Below are 20,033 nucleotides of genomic sequence, written 5' to 3'. Positions count from 1 at the left end.
GGCGAGACGCCGACGACGGTCGCGCCGCGGCGCTCGCTGGCATCGAAGCCGTAGCCGGCGTTGATACCGAAGTAGGCGCCGGTCCAGGTGAACACCGGGACGGGCGTGAACACCGGCGGCGGCGCGCGACGGGGAAGGTCGGCAGCGAAGGCGGAGCCGGCAAGCGCGATGCCGGCGAGGGCGGTGACGCCCCGAAGCATGGATTTCATGGTCTGGTCCTCATTCCATCTGGTGCCGCCGGACTTTTGCCCCGTCCGGCACCGATTGCCCGTCTTTAAGTCAACGGCTCCAAGGATGCTGTTGCATCGCGGTAACGCCGACCGTCCTGAAGACGGCCCCTTTGTGGCGCCCCGCCGTTATCCCTTGGTACCTGAAGCGATAAACACCCTCGAATGGTCAAGGTTCACTTGCGGCCACGCTTTTTTCCCGTCTCAACGTTGGACAGATTGTCGCATCCCGGGAACCGGCTTCATGGGGTCAGGGCGATGGCGGAGATCAGCCGCCCGTAATCCGCTTCTCCGCGGTGGGTGGTTCGACGATAGCTGTAGAAGCGCTCGGCGTCGGCGTAGGTGCACAGGCCGAGGATCGCGGCTTCGCCGATCTCCGCCTGCTCCAGACGCAGGCGCACGAACCCGGACAGGTCGAATTGCGCGTGGCCGGGGCGCGAACCGTCCGAAAAGAACCGGTCGGACCCCGGCGCCTCGTCGCGGAAGCGCGCCATGAAGTCGGCGCCGACCTCGTAGGCGGCCTGCGAGATCGTCGGGCCGAGGACGGCGACGATCGCTCCGCGCCGGGCGCCGAGCCCTTCCATGGCCGCGACCGTCGCCTCGACCACGCCGGTCAGCGCCCCCTTCCAACCCGCATGGGCGGCGCCAACGACGCCGTTTTCGGGATCGGCGAACAGGATCGGGCCGCAATCGGCCGTCGCGATCCCGAGCGCGAGGCCGGGAACCCGCGTCACCATGGCGTCGGCCTTCGGGCGCTCGTTCATGGGGAACGGCGCCGCGACCACGACGGCCTCAGCGGAATGCACCTGGTAGAGGCTCGCCATCCGATCGGCGGGCAGCCCGAGCTGCGCGCACATCCGCGCCCGGTTCTCGGCGACGGCCTCGGGCCTGTCCTGCGAGCCGAGCCCGCCGTTGAAGGAAGCGTAGAGGCCCTCGGAGACGCCGCCCTGCCGGGTGAAGAACGCGTGGCGGATGCCCGAATGCGAGCTGAGTTCCGGCGCTTCGACGAACATGGCGGCTCCTAGCGAGGGTTGGCACCCGCGATGCGGGATCACGTCGGCCCCGTCGATAACCGAAGGCGGCGAGGCTGACGATGGCTCGCCCGCCGCTTCAGCCCGGCGCGAAGCCCGGCGGAGCGAGCGCGGGATGGGTGATCGCCATCGCCTTGAACAGGCTCCCCATGCCGCCGGGGGCCGGATCGGTGAGGCGTCGCGCCGCCGCCGTGATTGCCTCGGCCTGGGCCGGCGTCGCCCTCGCCGTCAACCGCGCCGCGCGGGCGGGCAGGCCTAGGGAGTCGAGGAAGTCGCGCTGGTCGATCGGGCCGTGGATCGCGGCGCCCGCCTCCGAGGCCGCGCGTGCCAGCGCCGGGAAGTCGACGTGGACCGTGAGGTCGGCCTCGCCCGGCGCATCGAGCGGCCCGACGAAGCGATGCGCCGCCACCGCCTGCAGCGTGTCGCCGAAGCCCGGCTGGGCATGACCGTAATCGATCACCAGAACGGCACCGCCCTGGTCGCGGACGCGTCGCGCCAGGGCACGGGTCAGGTCGAGCGCGAGCGCGGGCAGGGTCATCACGGCGCCCTCAACTGCGACGGCGCCGATCGCGGGGTTCGGGTCCGGTGCGAGCCCGAAGGCGAGCGCACCGTCCGAGACGCCGACCAGCCGCTCGCACCACCCGCGGGCGGTGCGCACGAACTGGCGCACGGGCAGGCAGTCGAAGAACTCGTTGGCGACCACGATGGCCGGGCCGTGCGGCACCGCGGCGACGTCGGCATGCCAGGTCGGCGCGGCGGCCGCGAGCGCCGCCGCCTGCGCCGTCTGCAAGACCGGGCTGGTCTCGACGAGATGGAGGTCGATCGCGGCCGTCGGCGCCACGGTGCGCAGCGCCCGCAGCGCGTCGGCCATCAGTGTGCCGCGGCCGGGGCCGAGCTCGACCAGGCGCAGCGGGGCCGGCGCCCCCATCGCAGCCCAGACCGAGGCGATCCAGATCCCGATCAGCTCGCCGAACATCTGGCTGATCTCGGGGGCGGTGGTGAAGTCGCCGCGCGGGCCCAAGGGGTCGCGGGTGTAGTAGTACCCGTGCACCGGATGCCCGAGGCAAAGCGCCATGTAGCGGTCGATCCCGATCGGGCCGGTCTCGCGGACTAGCGTGGCGATCTCGGCGCCGAGCGGCGTAGCGCTCAAGGCCGCACCGAACCGTCCGGTGCCGGCGCCACGGGAACCGGGGCGGCCTCGGCCGGGTGTCGTGGTCGCGTCACGCCGCGGGCGGCGAGCCCGATGAAGACGAGCCCGACGAGGGCCATCGGGACGCAGAGCAGCATGCCCATGGTCACGCCGCCGCCCAGCGGCCCGAGATGGTCGCCGAACAGGTAGCCGAGTTGGCGGTCCGGCTCGCGGAACAGCTCGCACACGGTCCGCGCGACGGCGTAGCCGAGGACGAAGATGCCGCCGAGAAGGCCCGGCTTCCGGAAGCCGAAGCGGTTCACCGCCAGCGCCATCACAATGAACAGCAGCAACCCCTCGGTCGCGGCCTCGTAGAGCTGGCTCGGGTGGCGCGGCAGCGGGCCGCCGGTGGGGAAGACGACGGCGTAGGCGAAGTCGGGCGCGACCCGGCCCCACAGCTCGCCATTCACGAAGTTGGCGATGCGGCCGAAAAACAGCCCGATCGGCACCACCACGGCGGCGAGGTCGAGCGCCGTGTAGCCGCCGAGCTTGCGCGAGCGCGCGAACAGCAGCATCGCCAGCACCGCCCCGAGGAAGCCGCCGTGGAACGACATGCCGCCATTGCGGATCGCCAGGATCTCCATCGGATCGTCGAGGTACATCGGCAGATTGTAGAACAGCACGTAGCCGATCCGCCCGCCGAGGACGACGCCGAGCGCCACCCAGACGATCATGTCGTCGATGTCCACGGTGGTCGGACGGCGCACCACGCCCCAGTAGCGCTCGGCCATCACGAGGCGGCGCGCATAGAACCACCCGCCGATCAGCCCGGCGATGTAGGCCAGGGCGTACCACTTGATGGTGATCGGCCCGATCGCGACGGCGACCGGGTCGATGGCCGGAAAGGGCAGGGCGAAAAGCATCGGGGCCTCCCGTGGAAACGGCGGCATTGGACGCGGGGGCCGGGGGGCGTCAAGCCCGGGGTGTCGGTCCTGGGTTCGGCTCGCGACTCGATATCAGACGGGCGACGTCCATGCGCCTTGAAAGGTTAGTCGAGTTAGCTAAGATCGCGACGTTTCGCGATGAGAGTTCGCCATGCAGGTCACCGTTCACGCAGCGAAGACTCAGCTGTCCAAGCTGATCGAGGCGGCTTTGCGTGGCGAGGAGGTCATCATCGCCCGCGGAAGCGAGCCCGTCGTACAACTGGTCGCCATCCCGAAGACCACCTTCAAGATCGGGCTCTTGGAAGGTCAGGTCGCAGGTTCGGGTCCCGATTTCTTCGAACCAATGAACACCGAGGAACTCGCCCTGTGGGAGGGTGAGCGTTGAGCGCAAGTCTCCTTCTGGACACGCATACCTGGGCTTGGTCGCTGACGAACGATCGTCGCCTATCGCAGGTGGCACGGCAGAGCATATCTGCCGCTACGACCGTCTATGTGAGTCCGATCACGTTCTTCGAGATCGGTCAGAAGGTCCGCCTCGGCAAATGGCCAGACATGGCCCCCTTCGCCGACAGCCTCGTTGACCTCCTACTGAGGCAGGGCGGAAGATCTGCGTCGCTGACCAGTGATATCTGCCTGATGGCCGGCAGCATGGATTGGCCGCTTCGCGATCCGTTCGACCGTCTCCTGGCGGCAACGGCTTTGATCCACGCGATGCCGCTGGTCTCGGCCGATGCCGTCTTCGACGGCCGCGTCACCCGCATCTGGTGAAACGGGCGATGCGCCGAGCCTCTACTGCGAGCGCCGCCCGAATGAGACCGCGTAGGCCTGGACCCGCGCGTCGATCAACGGGTCGTCCGACACCTCGACTCCGTCGGTGAGGGCGTTCGGAAGATACAGCAGCGCCTTCTCAGCGCTCGCGCTGTCGGCGACGGGCTTGGTCAGCGTCAGGGTGCCCATGTCGACCAACCGGCGCTCCTCGGGCCAGGGCTTGGTCGCGTCGTCGGTCCGGTCGCCGGCCTCGGCGAGCTGGGCTAGCACCTTGTAGGCGACCGGCGCCGTGCCGAGCCGCGTGCGGATCTCGGACATCAGGTAGTCCGGCGCCTGCTTGGCGCCCTCCTCGGCCGCGAGCAGCTCCTCGCCCTCCACCGGCACGATACGGTAGCGGAAGGCCTGCCGCTTGCCGGCCGCGTCGACGAGGACGAAGGCGTTGACGCCGTTGTAGGTCTGACGCGCCAGGCTCGTCGGCGTCCTGGCGGTGGCGCCGGCCTTGCCGGCGGCCGGATGGCTCGCAACGAAGGCCTCGGCCGGCGTCGGCGTCCCGGCATCCTTCCCGCTCTTGGCGATCGCGACGAGCAGGTCGCGGAACTCCTCGCCGGTGGCGACCGGGAAGTATTTCAGGCTGTTGGTGACGACGTCCATCTCGCTGCCGTCGGCCAGCTTGAACTTCAGCGAGAGCCCGTGCGGGTTGGCGTCGGCCGAGCCGTCGGGGATGGTCGGGATGCCGGTCGCGTCCGAGAACCGCCCGGTGACCGGAACAGCGGGGCCGGCGAAGACCGAGGCCTTGCTGAGCCTGGCCGCCTCTGTGCTCGGGGTAAAGCTGCCCTCGACGACCGTGCCCTTGGCGTGGTTCGCCCGCATGCCGGGATGCTGCCCCCACAGTTTGTTCATCGCGTCGACGGTCTGCTCGGCGGTGGTGGCCTCTTCGGCGGATGTCGGTGCGACGGCCAAGCCGGCGAGCACGACGCCGCCGATTACGACGTGGCGGAGGAGCGGGAAACGGGTCATGCGGGTCTCCGGGCCGAGGCGGCCGCCACCTGGGACAGGGCCGGCGGAGCACGGCACATGCCACGATCTGCAGTTGCAGTGAAGAACCCGATTGCGCACAACGGACGAGGGTGGTTACCGGTCCGACGCGCCGCCCGCGCCGCCCGCGCTGCCGACGACCCGGAGCCCGTGCCCGTCCGGACCCTCGGCGTAGGCACTGCGTCCGTCGGCCGACAGGCGGACCCGGTAGCCCGCCCGCCGGATCGCTTCCGTGGTGGCGGTGACGTCGTCGGCTTCGAACACGAGCCGCGTCGTCGCCGGGTCGCGCGGGCCGTAGGGGGCCGGCGTCGGCCGCTTCGTGTCGGGCCGACGGTAATGCAGGAGTTCCAGGTGCGGCGTGACGCAGACCGGCGGTTCGAGGCCGACGACATCGACGACGGGATCGGGAACACCGTCGAGGCGCGCCTGGGTCTCGCCCGCGTTCAGCCCGCGCCCGGCCACGCGTAACCCGAGCAGGTCGGCATAGAAGCCCAACGCGCGATCGAGGTTCGTCACGGTGATCGCCGAATGGTCGATGCCGAGGAACAGGCCCGGCGCCGTCCGCCATCGCTCCGCGGCCGGGCCGCCGGGGAAGGCGATCAGTTCGAGGGGATGCCCGTCGGGGTCGCGGAACTTGTAGGCGGTGACGCCGCCCGAACTCTCGGGCAGCACCTGCGGCCCGCCGTGGCTGATGGACTGCGGCGACAGTCGCAGGAGTTGCGCGTGGGCGGCCTCCATCGCACGCACGGGGATCGCGAGATGCTGGAACACCGGATCGTTCGCGAGCGGCACATCCGGGTAAGGCGCACCCGGCGGGTCGAAGGCCAGGAACGCCACGAACTGTGCGCCGAGCCGCATCGTCAGGCGCGCGGCCACGGCGCCGTCTGAGCCGTAAGCGTCGGCGATTGCCGCCGGCAGCGGCTCGATCGACCCGACCTGCGCAAACCCGAGCCCGTCGCGGTAGAACGCTTCCGTCCGCGCAAGGTCCGCAACGGTGCGCTCAAAGCCGGTGATCCCTCGGATGCCCGCGCTCACAGGAGGCGCGCCCCGCGCCGGTTGGTGTAGATCGCATACAGCGTGTGCGAGGCGCAGAGGAACAGGCGGCTGCGGTTGCGCCCGCCGAAGGCGAGGTTCGAGACCGTCGCCGGCACCAGGATCTTGCCGACACGCTCGCCGTGCGGATCGATGCAATGCACGCCGTCGCCGGCGCTCGACCAGAGGAAGCCGTCCTCGTCGAAGCGGAAGCCGTCGGCGAAGCCCGGCTCGACGGTATGGAAGAGTCCGCCGCCCGAGAGCGACCCGTCCTGCGCGACGTCGAAGACGCGGATGAACCGCTTCGGGTCGTCGGCGAATTGCAGCCCGCTCTCGGCGACGTAGAGCCTGGTCTCGTCGGGCGAGAAGGCGAGGCCGTTCGGCCCGTCGAAGTCGTCGGCGACCACGTCGAGCGAGCCGTCGCGCGGGTCGAAGCGGTAGAGTGCGGCGGGAAGCTCCGCCTCCTGCTTGCCGCCCTCGTAGTCGGTCTGGATGCCGTAGGGCGGGTCGCTGAACCAGATCGTCCCGTCGGACTTGCAGACGATGTCGTTCGGCGAGTTCAGCCGGCGCCCCCGATAGCGCTCGACCAAGACGGAGATCGTGCCGTCGTGTTCGGTGCGGGTGATCCGGCGGTCGCGGTGCGAGCACGAGAGCAGGCGCCCCTCGCGGTCGCGGGCGTGCCCGTTCTCGAAGCCGGTGCCCGAACGGTACACCGACACGCCGCCGGATTCGCTCCAGCGCATCACCCGGTCGTTGGGCAGGTCCGAGAACAGCAGCTCGTCGCGGTCGCCGAACCAGACCGGCCCCTCGCACCAGCGGAAGCCTTCGGCGAGCGTCTCCAGCGGCGCGTTCGGCAGCACGAAGGCCTTGAACCGCGGCTGCGTGACCTCGAAACCATCCATCGCCGCCAAACCTATTTGAAGCGTCCGGGCTGGTTCACGGTCGGCGTCACGTCGAGGCCGGTGACGATCATCGTGCACGGCTCGGTCCCGACCGTGCCGGAAAGGTGGCCCTTCCGTCCGTCGCGCGCCCTGGTGTTCTGGTCCTCGCCCATCATCAGCTCGCCCGGCCCCATCTCGACGCGGGTGCCGTCCATGGTCTCGACGAACCAGCGACCCGACAGGATCGCGATCCATTGCGGCCGCGGGTTCTCGTGCCACTGCCCGACCCAGCCGACCGGCAGCACCGTGAAGGTGACGTTGGCCTTCGACGGCTCCTGCTTGTCGTTCCATTGCGGCGCAGTCTGCGGCTCGATGCCTTCGAACGTGAAGTCCGAAAGCGCGAAGCGCTCCTGCCGGCTGACACCCTCGGCGTCGGTGTAGACGTGCCAGTAGGGCATCGTGGGCGGCGGACCGCCGTTCTGTTGATCGGCCATGTCGGTTTCCCTATCGGAGTGTACAAGCGCGCGGGTCGTCAACGGTCGGCGGCGGACACGGCCGGGGCGGCCTGCGGACCGCTCGAGAGCGGGTGGGCGACCACCTGCGAGGCCGGCGCATAGGCGCCGCCGACCACCACCAGTAGAAGCCCGCCCACGAGTCCGAAGTTCTTGAAGAAGTCCCAGACATGGGCGCGGCCCTCGCCGTCCTTCGACCAGAAGCCCGGGAAGCGCCAGAACGGGTGGTACATCAGCGCGGTGACCGCACAGAAGCCGGCGAGCACGAAGGCCGCCGCGCGGTCGAAAACGCCGACGACGATCAGCACCGGCGTCACCGCCTCGACGAGGATGCCGAGCACGAGCAGCAGCGCCGGGAAGGGCAGGGGGCCTGAGCGTGCCTGCCCCATCGCCTCGTCCCAGTGCGCGACCTTGTCGTAGGCGCTGAGCGGAAACATGAAGACGAGGCAGACCTTCGCCAGCAGCGGCAAAGCCACGAGATCGAACCACGTCATCGGGCGCCTGGGGTGACGGGCATTGAGGGATCCAAGCAGGGACACGGGAAGGGCGGCATCGGGTTTCGTGGGGCCAACGCCGCTCGCCCGCCGCAGTTGCCCGGCCGGATGCGCGAGGCGGGCCCGTTTGCTGCATCGCAGCGCGCACGATGCCGTGACCGGCCGACCCGGAACGCCGCCTGCCTTGTGCCGTTGGCCGGCGAACGCGTTCTCTCGAGCATACCGCAGTGCGAGGCCGACCGATGCGAGAAGACCATTACGACGTCATCGTGATCGGCTCGGGCCCCGGCGGCGGCTCCCTGACGTCGCGGCTGGCGAAGACCGGCAAGCGCATCCTGCTGCTGGAGCGCGGCGACTACCTTCCGCGCTCGCAGGACAACTGGTCGTCCAAGACCGTCTTCGTCGACGGCGCCTACCAGGCGAAGGAGACCTGGTACGGCGGCGACGGGCGCACCTTCAGCCCGGCGCTGCACTACTATGTCGGCGGCAACTCGAAGGTCTACGGCGCGGCCCTGTTCCGGATGCGCGAGCGCGACTTCGGCGAGGTCCGCCACGTGGACGGCCTCTCGCCGGCCTGGCCGGTCTCCTACGCAGAATTCGAACCGTACTACGCGCAGGCCGAGGCGCTGTTCGCGGTGCACGGCCAGCGCGGCGAGGACCCGAACGAGCCGTGGTCGAGCGCCCCCTACGACCACCCCCCCGTCAGCCACGAGCCGCGCATCCAGAAGCTCTCGGACGATTGGGGCAAGCTCGGCCTCAACCCGTTCCACTTGCCCCTCGGGATCAAGCTCGACGAGCGCGACGGCAAGCCGACCCCGACGAGCATCTGCATCCGCTGCGACGCCTTCGACGGGTTCCCGTGCCTGCTCAACGGCAAGGCCGACGCGCAGGTGATGACCGTCGACCCGACGCTGGCCCGGCACGACAACGTCACCCTGCTCGTCAACGCCTACGTCTCGACGCTCGAGACCGACCCGTCCGGCCGCACGGTGAGCGCGGTCAACGTCACCCGCGAGGGGAGGGCGGAGCGCTACTCGGCGGACGTGGTCGTGGTCGCCTGCGGCGCGCTCTCCTCGGCGCTGCTGCTGCTGCGCTCGGCCAATTCGGCCCATCCGAACGGGCTCGCCAACGGGTCGGACCAGGTCGGGCGCAACTACATGCGCCACACCATGTCGGTGCTGATGGCGCTCTCGAAGGAGGTCAACGACACCGTCTTCCAGAAGACGCTCGCGGTCTCGGACTTCTACTTCGAGTCGAAGGACTGGGAGTTCCCGATGGGGCTGATCCAGATGTGCGCCAAGACGCATCCGGAACAGATCCGCGGCGAAGAGTTCCCGAAATGGACCGGCTTCCTGCCCGACGCCCCCTTCGACATGGTGGCTCGCCACTCCATGGATTTCTGGCTGCAGAGCGAGGACCTGCCGCACCCCGACAACCGGGTGATGCTCGGCCATGACGGCCGGGTCGTCCTCGACGTGCGCGAGACCAACCGCAAGGCGCACGACCGCCTGCGCGGCAAGCTCGAGGACCTGCTCCGGCCCGGCGGCCTCTACACCTACCTGTTCGAGCGCTCGCTCTACCTCGGCAAGGACATCCCCTTAAGCGGTACCGCGCACCAGGCCGGCACGCTGCGCTTCGGCACAGACCCGAAGGCGTCGGTGCTCGACCTGAATTGCAAGGCGCACGAGCTCGACAACCTCTACGTCACCGACGCGAGCTTCTTCCCGTCGATCGGCGCGGTGAACCCGACGTTGACGATCATCGCCAACGCGCTGCGCGTCGCCGACCACATCGCCGAGCGGCTGGGGTGACCCGCTACTCTCAAACCGCTCCGGCGCGGCGGGCGCGGCGCTAAACCGACGGCACCAAGCCGTCACGCCCGGCGTGGCATCCGGAACGGCAGCATCAGCCGCACCAGCGGGTTGCGGAATCGGTCGAGCGACAGGCTCTCGTGGACAGGGCGCACCGCCTCGCCAGCAAGGCGCGCCGAGAGCAGCGAACGGGAATAGAACGGCGTGTCTTCGAAGGTCCGCACCACCTCGGCCCGCCCGTCGTCGCTGCGGGTCTCCCGCGGCACGCGCCAGAACCGCGTCGCGGGCAGGGCGGCGGCGAGTGGCGGGCGGATGTCGCGGCGGGTGCCGTCGCGGTCGAAGCGGAGCGAGAGGTTCTGGCCCGAGCCATCGCGGCGGCGGACGTCGTAGAGGATTGCCGCGCCGTCGCTGAGGTCGGCCCGGCACCAGGTCCAGCTCGTGAAGGCGTCGGCCAGCGGCGTGTCGCCGTGGTTGGTGTCGAAGTAGGCGGTGCCGGACCAGCGCATCGCGGGCGCATCGAGGGCGACCTCGACGGGCGAGGACGGCGCCATCGGCCACCAGCGATGCGCGCCGTGCGCGTCGAGGGTGAAGGGGCCAGGCGTGATCCCGGCGGGATAGAGCTTGACCGTGCCGCGCACCCGGGAGGGGATCGGCGCCGTGGTCTCGTCGAGGGTGATGGTCAGCGCCGTGCCGTCCCAGGCCATGCCGCTCGGCCCGATGCGGATGCTGTTCGCGTCGCGCGACAGGGACTTGCTGCCGCGCTCGGTCATGCAGAAGCGGTTCTCGCGCGCGCCGTAGAGGACGACGTTGACGGCGCAGTGCTCGAACGGGTTCCGCGTGGCGTCCCAGGCGTAGTACGGCGAGAACACGCTGCCGATGAAGGCGATGATGGTCAGCCCCTGGCTGCCGTCCGCGCTCAGGGCGTCGACGTACCACCAGACGTAGCCGTCGCGGGCGACCGGCGTGTCGAAACGGGGCGCGCCGCCCGCCTGTCCGCCAGCAGCGTGTCCGCCGCGATCCGCCCCGACTGCGCCGCCATCGGCACCCCCGGCCCCGGGTGCACGCTGCCCCCCGCCAAGTACAGGCCCGGGAGCCGCGTCCGTGCGCCCATCCGCTTGAACGTCGCGCTCCAGCCGTGCGAGGCCCGGCCGTAGAGCGCGCCCCCCGTCGCCGGGAACAGCGTCGCGAAGCCGGCCGGCGTAGTGGTCGCCGTCTCGGCCGCCGCGATCGTCAGGCCGCACGCCGCCAGCCGTGCCCGCATCGTCGTCTCGCATGCGTCGATCTCCGGTTTCGTGAAGGGCCGCTCGCCCACGGCCGGCGCGTTGACGAGGCAGAGCAGGCGCTCCGGCCCGTCCGGCGCCGCGTCGCCGACCCTGTCCTGCGCGCAGACGTAGGTGGTCGGGTCCGCCGGCAGCCGCCCGCGGCGGATCGCGTCGAACTCCCCCCGGTAGTCGTTCGAGAAGAATACGGTGTGGTGCGCCAGCGGGAAGCCCGCGGTGCGGGCGTTCAGGCAGAAGGTCACTGCCGAGAGCGAGCGCTCGGCCGGGGGCACCGGGTCGGCGGCGCCGACCGCCTCCGGCCCGAGCAGCCCCGCGGCCAGAGCCGAGACGTCGCCGTTCATCACCACGGCGTCGGCGGCGATCCGTTCGCCGCCGACGAGCATGACGCCCGAGACGGCGCCCCCCGAGACCAGGATGCGCTCGACCCGGGCGCCGGTGCGGAGGGTCGCGCCGCGCTCGGACGCGAGCTCGGCGATCGCGGCGGCGAGCCGGCTCAAGCCTCCCGCGATCGACCAAACGCCCGCCTGCTCGACATGGGCGACGAGCATCAGCGTGGCCGGCGCCTGATACGGCGAGGAGCCGCAATAGGTCGCGTAGCGGGCAAACAGCTGCCGCAGCCGCGGGTCGCGAAAATAGTCGCCGAGCGCGCCCCACAAGGTGGCGAAGGGCTGGATCCGCCAGAGGTCGCCCAGGCCCGACAGGCCGGCGCGGCGGGCGAGGTCCACCGGACCCGGCCGGGCGCCGCGGATGAACGGCGCGTCGAGGGTGCGGAAGACCTGCTCGCTGCGCGCGCAGAAACGGCGATAGCCGTCGGCCTCGCGCGGCCCGGCGAAGTCGGCGATGGCGTCGGCGGCGGCGTCGATGTCGGCGAACAGGTCGAGGCGCTCGGTCGCGCTCCAGGCGTGGCGGGCGAGGGTGCGCGCGGGCGCGAGCGCGACGCGGCTGCGGAGCTCCGCGCCGGCTTCCGCGAAGATCTCGTCGAGGATCCAGCGCATGGTGAAGACGGTGGGCCCGGCCTCGATCCGGGTCCCGCCGACGGCGACGCTGCGCATCTTGCCGCCGGGCGCGTCGGCCGCCTCGAGCAGCGTCACGTCGCATCCGGCGCAGGCGAGCCGCAAAGCGGCGACGAGCCCGCCGATGCCGCCCCCGATCACCACGACCCGCTCGATCGCCATCGTTCCTCCGCGGCGCTGACAATCCGGCATTGATCTCCGGAGCCGCAAGTGTCAATCATGGATGACACTTGAGAAAGTCAACGCAAATTGACACGGGAGGTCACGGTGGACGCAGGCCAGCGCATCGAACGGACCCTGGACATCGCCGTCGCCTACGCGGAAGCGCCGGGCGCACCACCGCGGCTCGCGGAGGCGATCCGCTATGCGGTGTTCCCAGGGGGCCACCGCATCCGACCGCGGCTCTGCCTCGCGGTGGCCGCCGCCTGCGGCGACGACGACCCGCAGGGGGCCGAAGCCGCAGCCGCCGCGATCGAGCTGCTGCACTGCGCGTCCCTCGTCCACGACGACCTGCCCTGCTTCGACGACGCCGAGACGCGTCGGAAGAAGCCCGCCGTCCACGTCGCCTTCGGCGAGCCGCTGGCGGTGCTCACCGGCGACGCGCTGATCGTGCTGGCGTTCGAGACGCTGGCCCGCGGTGCAGCCAAGCGCCCGCAGCGGCTGGCCGCGCTGGTCGGGCTCGTCGCCCGCGCCGTCGGCTCGCCGGCCGGCATCGTCGCGGGGCAGGCCTGGGAGTCGGAGGCCGAGGTCGCGCTGTCGAACTACCAGCAGGCCAAGACCGGCGCCTTGTTCGCCGCCGCCACCGTGGCGGGCGCGGCCGCCGCGGGCGCCACGCCGCTGCCCTGGCGGCTTCTCGGGGAATGCCTCGGCGAGGCCTATCAGGTCGCCGACGACCTGCGCGACGTCGCCTGCCGCCAGGAGGAGATCGGCAAGCCGGCCGGTCGCGACGCCACCCTCGGGCGCCCGAACGCCGCCCTGCTCCTCGGCCGCGGCGGCGCGCTCGATCGCCTGAAGCGCCTCTCGGCCGAGGCGATCGAGGTGATCCCGACTTGCCCCGGCGCCGACGCGCTCCGTGCCGAGATCGCCGCACAGACCCGGCTATTCCTGCCCGCGAGCCTCGCCCACGAATTCGCCTGAGGCGGGGTTTTCCATGCTGTCGGAGGTGGATGCCGGTCCGGTCGCGGGTCCCCTCGTCCAAGGGGAGAGGGACAGTGTGAGGGGCGTCACCTTTCCGGACAACGCACGCTCCTCACTCCAGCCCTCTCCCCCTGGGAGAGTGCACGCACGCGGCCCGCGCCCCACCCTTCGCGAGCGCTTTCGCGCGTTCCGCATCGCCCGGGTGGCGAGCCCGGCGTTCCAGCGCTGGGCCGCCGGGTTTCCCCTGACGCGGCGCATCGCGCAGCGGAACACGCGGGCGCTGTTCGACCTGTGCGCCGGGTTCACCTACTCGCAGGTGCTGTTCGCCTGCGTCCGCCTCGACCTGTTCCACACGCTGCGACCCGGCCCGCTCCCGACCGCGGTCCTGGCCGAGCGTTTCCGCCTCGCGCCGGAGCGGGCGGAGCGTCTGTTGAAGGCCGCCGCCTCCCTCGACCTGATCGCCCGCCTGCCCGAAGGGCGCTGGGCGCTGGCCGACCTCGGGGCGGCGCTGATCGGCAACCCCTCGGTGGCGGCGATGATCGAGCATCATGCCATGCTCTACGCCGACCTCGCCGACCCGGTGGCGCTGCTGCGCGGCGAGACGGGGCCGACGCGTCTTTCCGGCTACTGGCCTTACGCGATGGCCGCCGAGCCCGACGCCGCGGAGGCTGACGCGGTGGCCGGCTACAGCCGTCTGATGGCGGCCTCGCAGGCGCTCATCGCCGAGGACGTGTTGGACGCCTATTCGCTCGCCTCGCACGCCTGCCTGATGGATGTCGGCGGCGGGGAGGGCGCCTTCGTCACGGCCGCCGCCGCCCGCCACCCCGGCTTGCGCCTGATGCTGTTCGATCTGCCGGCCGTCGCCGCGCGGGCAGAGGCGCGGCTCGGGGCCGCCGGCCTCACGGTCGCCTGCCGCGGCGGCAGCTTCTTCTCCGATCCCCTGCCGCGGGGCGCCGACGCGATCTCGCTGGTGCGGATCGTCCACGACCACGACGACGCCCGCGTCGCGGTGCTGCTGCGCGCGGCCCACGACGCGCTGCCGTCCGGCGGCACGCTTTTGGTGGCCGAGCCGCTGGCTGGGACACCGGGGGCCGAGCCCATCAGCGACGCGTATTTCGGCTTCTACCTGCTGGCGATGGGCAGCGGCCGCGCCCGCACCGCCGAGGAGTTGTCGGCGATGCTTCGCGCCGCGGGCTTCGCCGAAATCCGAAGTGTGAAGACTCGCCGTCCCCTGCTGACACGCCTGATCGTGGCCCGCAAATCGGCAAAAGTGTAAATTTGACTTGACGCTTTGTGTTGTCATTCTAGGATGACTGATCGGCCGACCGGGAGAGTCGGACAGGGATGGAAGAGGCACCGCACATGGACGCGCTCGCCGTCGTTCTCGAAAGACCGGAGGTGTTGGCGCTCGATCGCCTTCCGCTGACCCCGGCCGCAGAGGGCGACGCGGTGGTCGCGGTCACCTGGAGCGGGATCTCCACCGGCACCGAGCGCCTGCTCTGGACCGGACGGATGCCGAGCTTCCCCGGCATGGGCTACCCGCTGGTGCCCGGTTACGAGTCGGTCGGGATCGTCGAGATGGCACCCGAAGGCTCCGGCCTCAGCGTCGGGCAGGCGGTCTTCGTGCCGGGCGCGCGCTGCTTCGGCACGGTGCGCGGCCTGTTCGGCGGCGCCGCCTCCCACCTGATCGTCCCGGCCGAGAAGCTGGTGCCGGTCGAGGCGAGCCTCGGAGAGAAGGCGATCCTGCTGGCGCTGGCCGCCACCGCCTACCACGCAATGGCCGCGAGCGCCCCGGGCGAGCGCACCCTGATCGTCGGCCACGGGGTGCTCGGGCGTCTGCTCGCCCGGCTCGTCGCCCTGTCCGGCGCGGTGCCGACCGTGTGGGAGACCAATCCAGTGCGGTCGCGGGGCGCGTTCGGCTACCCGGTCGTCCACCCCGACCAGGACGAGCGCCGCGACTACGCCACGATCACCGACGTCAGCGGCGATGCGAGCCTGCTCGACACGCTGATCGGGCGGCTTAGCCCCGGCGGCGAGATCGTGCTTGCCGGCTTCTACGAGGCACCGCTCTCCTTCGCGTTCCCGCCGGCCTTCCTGCGCGAGGCCCGGATCCGGGTCGCCGCCGAGTTCCGGCCGCACGACCTCGCAGCGGTGGGCGCGCTCATCGCCCGCGGCGCCCTCTCGCTCGACGGCCTGATCACCCATCGGCGCCCCGCGTCGGAGGCGGAGCAGGCCTATCGCACGGCCTTCGGCGATCCCGAGTGCCTGAAGATGGTCCTCGACTGGAGGAACGCATGAACATGCACCTGACCAACGCCGCGTTGCGCGCGGAGGCGGCGATCGAGCCGGATCCGGTGGTGACCGCGCCGGCGAAGAAGGAGACGCAGATCATCGCGATCTACGGCAAGGGCGGCATCGGCAAGTCGTTCACCCTGGCCAACCTCAGCTACATGATGGCCCAGCAGGGCAAGAAGGTCCTGCTCATCGGCTGCGACCCGAAGAGCGACACCACCTCGCTGCTGTTCGGCGGCCGGGCCTGCCCGACCATCATCGAGACCTCGACCAAGAAGAAGCTCGCCGGCGAGGCGGTCGCCATCGGCGACGTCTGCTTCAAGCGCGACGGCGTCTACGCGATGGAGCTCGGCGGCCCCGAGGTCGGACGCGGCTGCGGCGGCCGCGGCATCATCCACGGTTTTGAGCTCCTAGAGAAGCTCGGCTTCCACGAATGGGGATTCGACTTCGTCCTGCTCGACTTCCTCGGCGACGTGGTCTGCGGCGGCTTCGGCCTCCCGATCGCCCGCGACATGTGCCAGAAGGTCATCGTCGTCGGCTCGAACGACCTGCAGTCGCTCTACGTCGCCAACAACGTCTGCTCGGCGGTCGAATACTTCCGCAAGCTCGGCGGCAACGTCGGCGTCGGCGGCCTCGTCATCAACAAGGACGACGGTACCGGCGAGGCCCAGGCCTTCGCCGACGCGGTCGGCATCCCGGTGCTGGCCTCGATCCCGGCCGACGACGACATCCGCAAGAAGAGCGCGAACTACGAGATCATCGGCCGGCCCGACGGGCGCTGGGGCTCGCTGTTCTCGGATCTGGCCCAGAACGTCGCCGACGCCAAGCCCAACCACCCGACGCCGCTCTCGCAGGACGGCCTCCTCGGCCTGTTCTCGAGCGAGCACACCGGCCGCGACGTGGTGCTGGTGCCGGCGACCTTCGAGGACATGTGCGGCGTCGCCCACGTGACCAAGCCGTCCCTCGAAGTCGTCTACGACGAGGTCTGAGCCGCATGGCCGTCACCCTTGACATCGCAGCGCTTCGCGCCCGCCGGGAGGTCCCGGCCTCCGCCCTGGAAGCCCTCCAGGCGCCGGTCCCCGCCGCTCCGATCGATGTCGCTGCGACCAAGGGCGACGGGCTCGGCTGCCATTCCGGCAAGGACGTGATGCGGGCGGCCGCCGAGGCCGCCGGCATGTCGGAAACGCTGGAGCAGCTCAAGACAGATTATCCGGTCGGGCCCCACGACCAGCCCCAGAGCATGTGCCCGGCCTTCGGCTCGCTCCGGGTCGGCCTGCGCATGCGGCGCACCGCGACGATCCTCTCCGGCTCGGCCTGCTGCGTCTACGGGCTGACCTTCACCTCGCATTTCTACGGCGCCAAGCGCTCGGTCGGCTACGTGCCGTTTAACTCCGAGACGCTGGTCACCGGCAAGCTGTTCGAGGACATCCGCGAGGCGGTGTTCCTCACGGCCAAGCCCGCCGACTACGACGCCGTCGTGGTGATCAACCTCTGCGTGCCCACCGCCTCCGGCGTGCCGCTGCGCCTGCTACCGAAGGAGATCGACGGCGTCCGCATCATCGGCATCGACGTGCCGGGCTTCGGGGTTCCGACGCACGCCGAGGCCAAGGACGTGCTCGCCGGCGCGATGCTGAAATTCGCCCGCACCGAGGCCGAGCAGGGACCGGTCCAGGCGCCGCGCGCCGGCCGCTCCGAGCGCCCGACGGTGACGCTTTTGGGCGAGATGTTCCCGGCCGACCCGGTGGTGATCGGCGCGATGCTGGAGCCGCTGGGGCTCGCCGCCGGCCCCGTGGTCCCGACACGCGAGTGGCGCGAGCTCTATGCGGCGCTCGACGGCGCGGCGGTGGCGGCGATCCACCCGTTCTACACCGCGAGCATCCGCGAGTTCGAGGCCGCCGGCCGGCCGATCGTCGGCTCGGCGCCGGTGGGCGTCGACGGCACCAGTGACTGGCTCGATCGGATCGGCGAGGCCTGCGCCGTGCCGCGGAGCCTGGTCGAGGCCGCCAAGAATCGCCTGCTGCCGCCGATCCGCACCGTGCTCGCGGCGGCCCCGATCAAGGGCCGGATCACGCTCTCCGGCTACGAGGGCTCGGAGCTTCTCGTCGGGCGTCTGCTGGTCGAGAGCGGCGCGGATCTCCGCTACGTCGGCACCGCCTGCCCGAGAACCCCCTGGGCCGAGGCCGACCGCGACTGGCTCGAGGCCCGTGGCATCCAGGTCAGGTTCCGCGCCTCGCTAGAGGACGACCTCGCCGCGATGCACGAATACCGGCCGGACCTCGCCATCGGCACGACCCCGGTGGTTCAGAAGGCCAAGGAGGCCGGGACGCCGTCCCTGTACTTCACCAACCTGATCTCGGCCCGGCCGCTGATGGGCGTCGCCGGCGCCGGCTCGCTCGCCACGGTGATCAACGCCGCGCTGGGCAACAAGGGCCGCTTCGACGCGATGCGGGACTTCTTCGAGGGCGTCGGCACCGGCCACGCCGCCGGCGTCTGGGAGGACGTGCCGCAGCTCCGCAAGAGCGTATCGCGGGCGCCCGCGCCGAAAAAGCACGACCACGACCCGATTGGGGAGATGGCCTGATGCTCGTCCTCGATCACGACCGCGCCGGCGGATACTGGGGTGCCGTCTACGTCTTCACGGCGATCAAGGGCCTGCAGGTCATCATCGACGGCCCCGTCGGCTGCGAGAACCTGCCGGTCACTTCCGTCCTGCACTACACCGACGCGCTGCCCCCGCACGAGCTGCCGATCGTCGTCACGGGCTTGGGCGAGGAGGAACTCGGCCGCCACGGCACCGAGGGCGCGATGAAGCGGGCGCACGCGGTGCTCGATCCGGGCCAGCCCAGCGTCGTCGTCACCGGCTCGATCTCCGAGATGATCGGCGGCGGGGTGACGCCGGAGGGCACCAACATCCAGCGCTTCCTGCCGCGCACCATCGACGAGGACCAGTGGCAGACCGCAGACCGGGCGATGCGCTGGCTCTGGCAAGAATACGGCGCCAAGCGCTTCGCGAAGAAGGGCATTCCGGCGCGCCCCGCCCGCAAGGACGGCGAGCGCCCGCGGGTCAACCTGATCGGGCCGGCCTACGGCACCTTCAACATGCCCTCGGATCTCGCCGAGATCCGCCGGGTGGTCGAGGGCATCGGCGCCGAGATCAACCTGGTCTTCCCCCTCGGCTCGCATCTCGCCGACGTGCCCAAGCTCGTCAACGCCGACGCCAACGTCTGCCTCTACCGCGAGTTCGGGCGCCTGCTCTGCGAGGACCTGGAGCGGCCCTACCTACAGGCCCCGATCGGCGTGCTCTCGACCACCAAGTTCCTGCGCTCGCTCGGCGAGATCCTCGGCCTCGACCCCGAGCCGTTCATCGAGCGCGAGAAGCACACCACGATCAAGCCGGTCTGGGACCTTTGGCGCTCGGTGACGCAGGACTTCTTCGGCACCGCGAGCTTCGGCATCGTCGCGACCGAAACCTATTCGCGCGGCGTGCGCCACTTCCTCGAAGACGAGATGGGGCTGCCCTGCACCTTCGCCTTCGCGCGGAAGCCCGGCGCCAAGCCCGACAACGAAGCGGTCCGCGAGGCCATCGCGAAGACCCCGCCGCTGGTACTGTTCGGCTCGTTCAACGAGCGGATGTACGCGGCCGAAAGTGGCTGCCGCGCGGTCTTCGTGCCGGCCTCGTTCCCCGGCGCGATCATCAGGCGGCACACCGGCACCCCGTTCATGGGCTACTCGGGCGCGACCTACCTCGTGCAGGAAGTCTGCAACGCGCTGTTCGACATGCTCTTCCACATCCTGCCGCTCGCCCGCGACATGGATGCGGTCGAGGCGACGCCGGCGCGGATGCACCGCGAGCTGCCGTGGGACGAGGCGGCGCGCGCAGCCCTCGACGCGCATGTCGAGAGCCAGCCGGTCCTGGTCCGGATCTCGATGGCCAAGCGCCTGCGCGACGCCGCCGAGCGCGACGCACGCCGCGACGGCGCCGCCCGCGTCGGGTCCGCGCACGTCGAGACCGCCCACGGCGCCCTCAAGCTCGGGGTGGCCGCATGAGCGCCGCCGCGAGCCTGCCCGGCCTTTCCGCCCTCACCCCTTCGCCCCGGCCCCGGCCGGACGAATCCGCCCGCACCCCGCCGAGCCCGCGCACCGCGCCGGCCCAAGCGTCCAGGAGGACATCCATGGCCCGATCGATCGATGCGACGTCCCGGCTCCATCAGGAGGAGGTCCAGTTCAAGATCATCCTCGGTGCGACCTACCCGTTCTTCCTCGCCGCCGCGGTCGCCCAGCGCGTGATGCCGGCGCGCGAGGCCGGGCGCCCGGCTCAGCGCCGCTCGGTCTTCGGCGAGGCCAGGGCCATGGCGGTCTCGGCCATCCCCTACGCCTTCATGGGCTGACGCTTTCGGGCCGAGCCGGACGCGCACCGCGCAGCCCGGCCCTTCGAGACGCTTCCGTC

At 70.9% G+C, this 20,033-nt stretch carries 20 protein-coding genes and 1 pseudogene; 10 read left to right on the top strand and 11 right to left on the bottom strand.

Features of this window, described 5'->3' with window-relative positions; translation table 11 throughout:
* The 4 genes and pseudogenes from MFF13_RS16060 to lgt form a co-directional block, all read right to left on the bottom strand.
* Window positions 1-209, bottom strand: a pseudogene (locus tag MFF13_RS16060) (porin family protein); the annotation flags it as partial.
* A 260-nt stretch (window positions 210-469) separates the two neighbouring features.
* Window positions 470-1,240, bottom strand: a complete 771-nt coding sequence (pgeF, locus tag MFF13_RS16055; protein ID WP_147829830.1) for a peptidoglycan editing factor PgeF — start codon at window positions 1,238-1,240, stop codon at window positions 470-472.
* 97 nt (window positions 1,241-1,337) lie between these two features.
* Window positions 1,338-2,408, bottom strand: a complete 1,071-nt coding sequence (locus MFF13_RS16050; RefSeq protein WP_147751135.1) for a class I SAM-dependent methyltransferase — start codon at window positions 2,406-2,408, stop codon at window positions 1,338-1,340.
* A complete protein-coding gene (gene lgt, locus MFF13_RS16045) occupies window positions 2,405-3,310 on the bottom strand; it encodes a prolipoprotein diacylglyceryl transferase (RefSeq protein WP_147829828.1) in 906 nt (301 codons plus the stop codon). Before lgt ends, MFF13_RS16050 begins: the two co-directional genes overlap by 4 nt.
* Window positions 3,311-3,482: 172 nt before the next feature.
* On the opposite strand from lgt, the gene MFF13_RS16040 reads away from it, so the two are divergent.
* Window positions 3,483-3,716, top strand: a complete 234-nt coding sequence (locus MFF13_RS16040) for a type II toxin-antitoxin system Phd/YefM family antitoxin (RefSeq protein ID WP_147751137.1) — start codon at window positions 3,483-3,485, stop codon at window positions 3,714-3,716.
* On the top strand, window positions 3,713-4,099 hold the full coding sequence (locus tag MFF13_RS16035) for a type II toxin-antitoxin system VapC family toxin (protein ID WP_147751138.1): 387 nt from the start codon (window positions 3,713-3,715) through the stop codon (window positions 4,097-4,099). Before MFF13_RS16040 ends, MFF13_RS16035 begins: the two co-directional genes overlap by 4 nt.
* 21 nt (window positions 4,100-4,120) lie before the next feature.
* On the opposite strand, the gene MFF13_RS16030 is transcribed toward MFF13_RS16035, so the two are convergent.
* The 5 genes from MFF13_RS16030 to MFF13_RS16010 all read right to left on the bottom strand — a co-directional run bounded on the left by MFF13_RS16030 (window position 4,121) and on the right by MFF13_RS16010 (window position 8,053).
* Complete coding sequence (locus MFF13_RS16030) at window positions 4,121-5,116, bottom strand: catalase family peroxidase (RefSeq protein ID WP_147751139.1); 996 nt, start codon at window positions 5,114-5,116, stop codon at window positions 4,121-4,123.
* 114 nt (window positions 5,117-5,230) lie between these two features.
* On the bottom strand, window positions 5,231-6,169 hold the full coding sequence (locus MFF13_RS16025; RefSeq protein ID WP_147829826.1) for a VOC family protein: 939 nt from the start codon (window positions 6,167-6,169) through the stop codon (window positions 5,231-5,233).
* Entirely contained in the window at window positions 6,166-7,068 is a 903-nt protein-coding gene (locus MFF13_RS16020) for an SMP-30/gluconolactonase/LRE family protein (RefSeq protein ID WP_147751141.1), read from the bottom strand. The genes MFF13_RS16025 and MFF13_RS16020 overlap by 4 nt, the downstream gene beginning before the upstream one ends.
* 11 nt (window positions 7,069-7,079) lie before the next feature.
* Window positions 7,080-7,541, bottom strand: a complete 462-nt coding sequence (locus MFF13_RS16015) for a cupin domain-containing protein (RefSeq protein ID WP_147751142.1) — start codon at window positions 7,539-7,541, stop codon at window positions 7,080-7,082.
* 38 nt (window positions 7,542-7,579) lie between these two features.
* Window positions 7,580-8,053, bottom strand: coding sequence for a DoxX family protein (locus tag MFF13_RS16010; RefSeq protein ID WP_238272523.1), 474 nt, complete (start codon window positions 8,051-8,053; stop codon window positions 7,580-7,582).
* A gap of 242 nt (window positions 8,054-8,295) precedes the next feature.
* On the opposite strand from MFF13_RS16010, the gene MFF13_RS16005 reads away from it, so the two are divergent.
* Complete coding sequence (locus MFF13_RS16005) at window positions 8,296-9,864, top strand: GMC oxidoreductase (protein ID WP_147751143.1); 1,569 nt, start codon at window positions 8,296-8,298, stop codon at window positions 9,862-9,864.
* Window positions 9,865-9,926: 62 nt separating this feature from the next.
* On the opposite strand, the gene MFF13_RS16000 is transcribed toward MFF13_RS16005, so the two are convergent.
* Together MFF13_RS16000 and crtD are read right to left on the bottom strand one after the other, a co-directional pair.
* Window positions 9,927-10,784 carry a carotenoid 1,2-hydratase family protein gene (locus tag MFF13_RS16000; RefSeq protein ID WP_147751173.1) on the bottom strand — a complete coding sequence of 286 codons (858 nt, stop codon included), beginning with the start codon at window positions 10,782-10,784 and terminating at the stop codon, window positions 9,927-9,929.
* Window positions 10,781-12,319, bottom strand: a complete 1,539-nt coding sequence (gene crtD / locus MFF13_RS15995; RefSeq protein WP_238272522.1) for a 1-hydroxycarotenoid 3,4-desaturase CrtD — start codon at window positions 12,317-12,319, stop codon at window positions 10,781-10,783. Before crtD ends, MFF13_RS16000 begins: the two co-directional genes overlap by 4 nt.
* A 105-nt stretch (window positions 12,320-12,424) precedes the next feature.
* Here crtD and MFF13_RS15990 point away from each other — a divergent pair, with 105 nt between their 5' ends.
* The 7 genes from MFF13_RS15990 (at window position 12,425) to MFF13_RS15960 (ending at window position 19,974) form a co-directional block, all read left to right on the top strand.
* Window positions 12,425-13,294 carry a polyprenyl synthetase family protein gene (locus MFF13_RS15990; protein WP_147751145.1) on the top strand — a complete coding sequence of 290 codons (870 nt, stop codon included), beginning with the start codon at window positions 12,425-12,427 and terminating at the stop codon, window positions 13,292-13,294.
* A 139-nt stretch (window positions 13,295-13,433) separates the two neighbouring features.
* The gene (locus tag MFF13_RS15985; RefSeq protein WP_238272521.1) at window positions 13,434-14,570 is read left to right on the top strand and encodes a methyltransferase; all 1,137 of its coding nucleotides are present in this window, start codon (window positions 13,434-13,436) and stop codon (window positions 14,568-14,570) included.
* A gap of 86 nt (window positions 14,571-14,656) precedes the next feature.
* Window positions 14,657-15,592 (top strand): chlorophyll synthesis pathway protein BchC, encoded by a 936-nt coding sequence (bchC, locus tag MFF13_RS15980; RefSeq protein ID WP_147751174.1) that lies wholly within the window; start codon window positions 14,657-14,659, stop codon window positions 15,590-15,592.
* Entirely contained in the window at window positions 15,589-16,575 is a 987-nt protein-coding gene (locus MFF13_RS15975; protein WP_147751147.1) for a chlorophyllide a reductase iron protein subunit X, read from the top strand. The genes bchC and MFF13_RS15975 overlap by 4 nt, the downstream gene beginning before the upstream one ends.
* A gap of 5 nt (window positions 16,576-16,580) precedes the next feature.
* Complete coding sequence (gene bchY / locus MFF13_RS15970; RefSeq protein WP_238272520.1) at window positions 16,581-18,167, top strand: chlorophyllide a reductase subunit Y; 1,587 nt, start codon at window positions 16,581-16,583, stop codon at window positions 18,165-18,167.
* A complete protein-coding gene (bchZ, locus tag MFF13_RS15965; protein WP_147751149.1) occupies window positions 18,167-19,633 on the top strand; it encodes a chlorophyllide a reductase subunit Z in 1,467 nt (488 codons plus the stop codon). Before bchY ends, bchZ begins: the two co-directional genes overlap by 1 nt.
* 125 nt (window positions 19,634-19,758) lie before the next feature.
* Window positions 19,759-19,974 carry a hypothetical protein gene (locus MFF13_RS15960; protein WP_147751150.1) on the top strand — a complete coding sequence of 72 codons (216 nt, stop codon included), beginning with the start codon at window positions 19,759-19,761 and terminating at the stop codon, window positions 19,972-19,974.
* The last annotated feature ends 59 nt before the right edge of the window (window positions 19,975-20,033 follow it).

The sequence above is a fragment of the Methylobacterium cerastii genome (genome assembly GCF_022179125.1).
Taxonomy (GTDB): Bacteria; Pseudomonadota; Alphaproteobacteria; order Rhizobiales; family Beijerinckiaceae; genus Methylobacterium; species Methylobacterium cerastii.
Note: the sequence above shows the minus strand (reverse complement) of the source record. Positions and strands in the feature narration are given on the sequence as shown.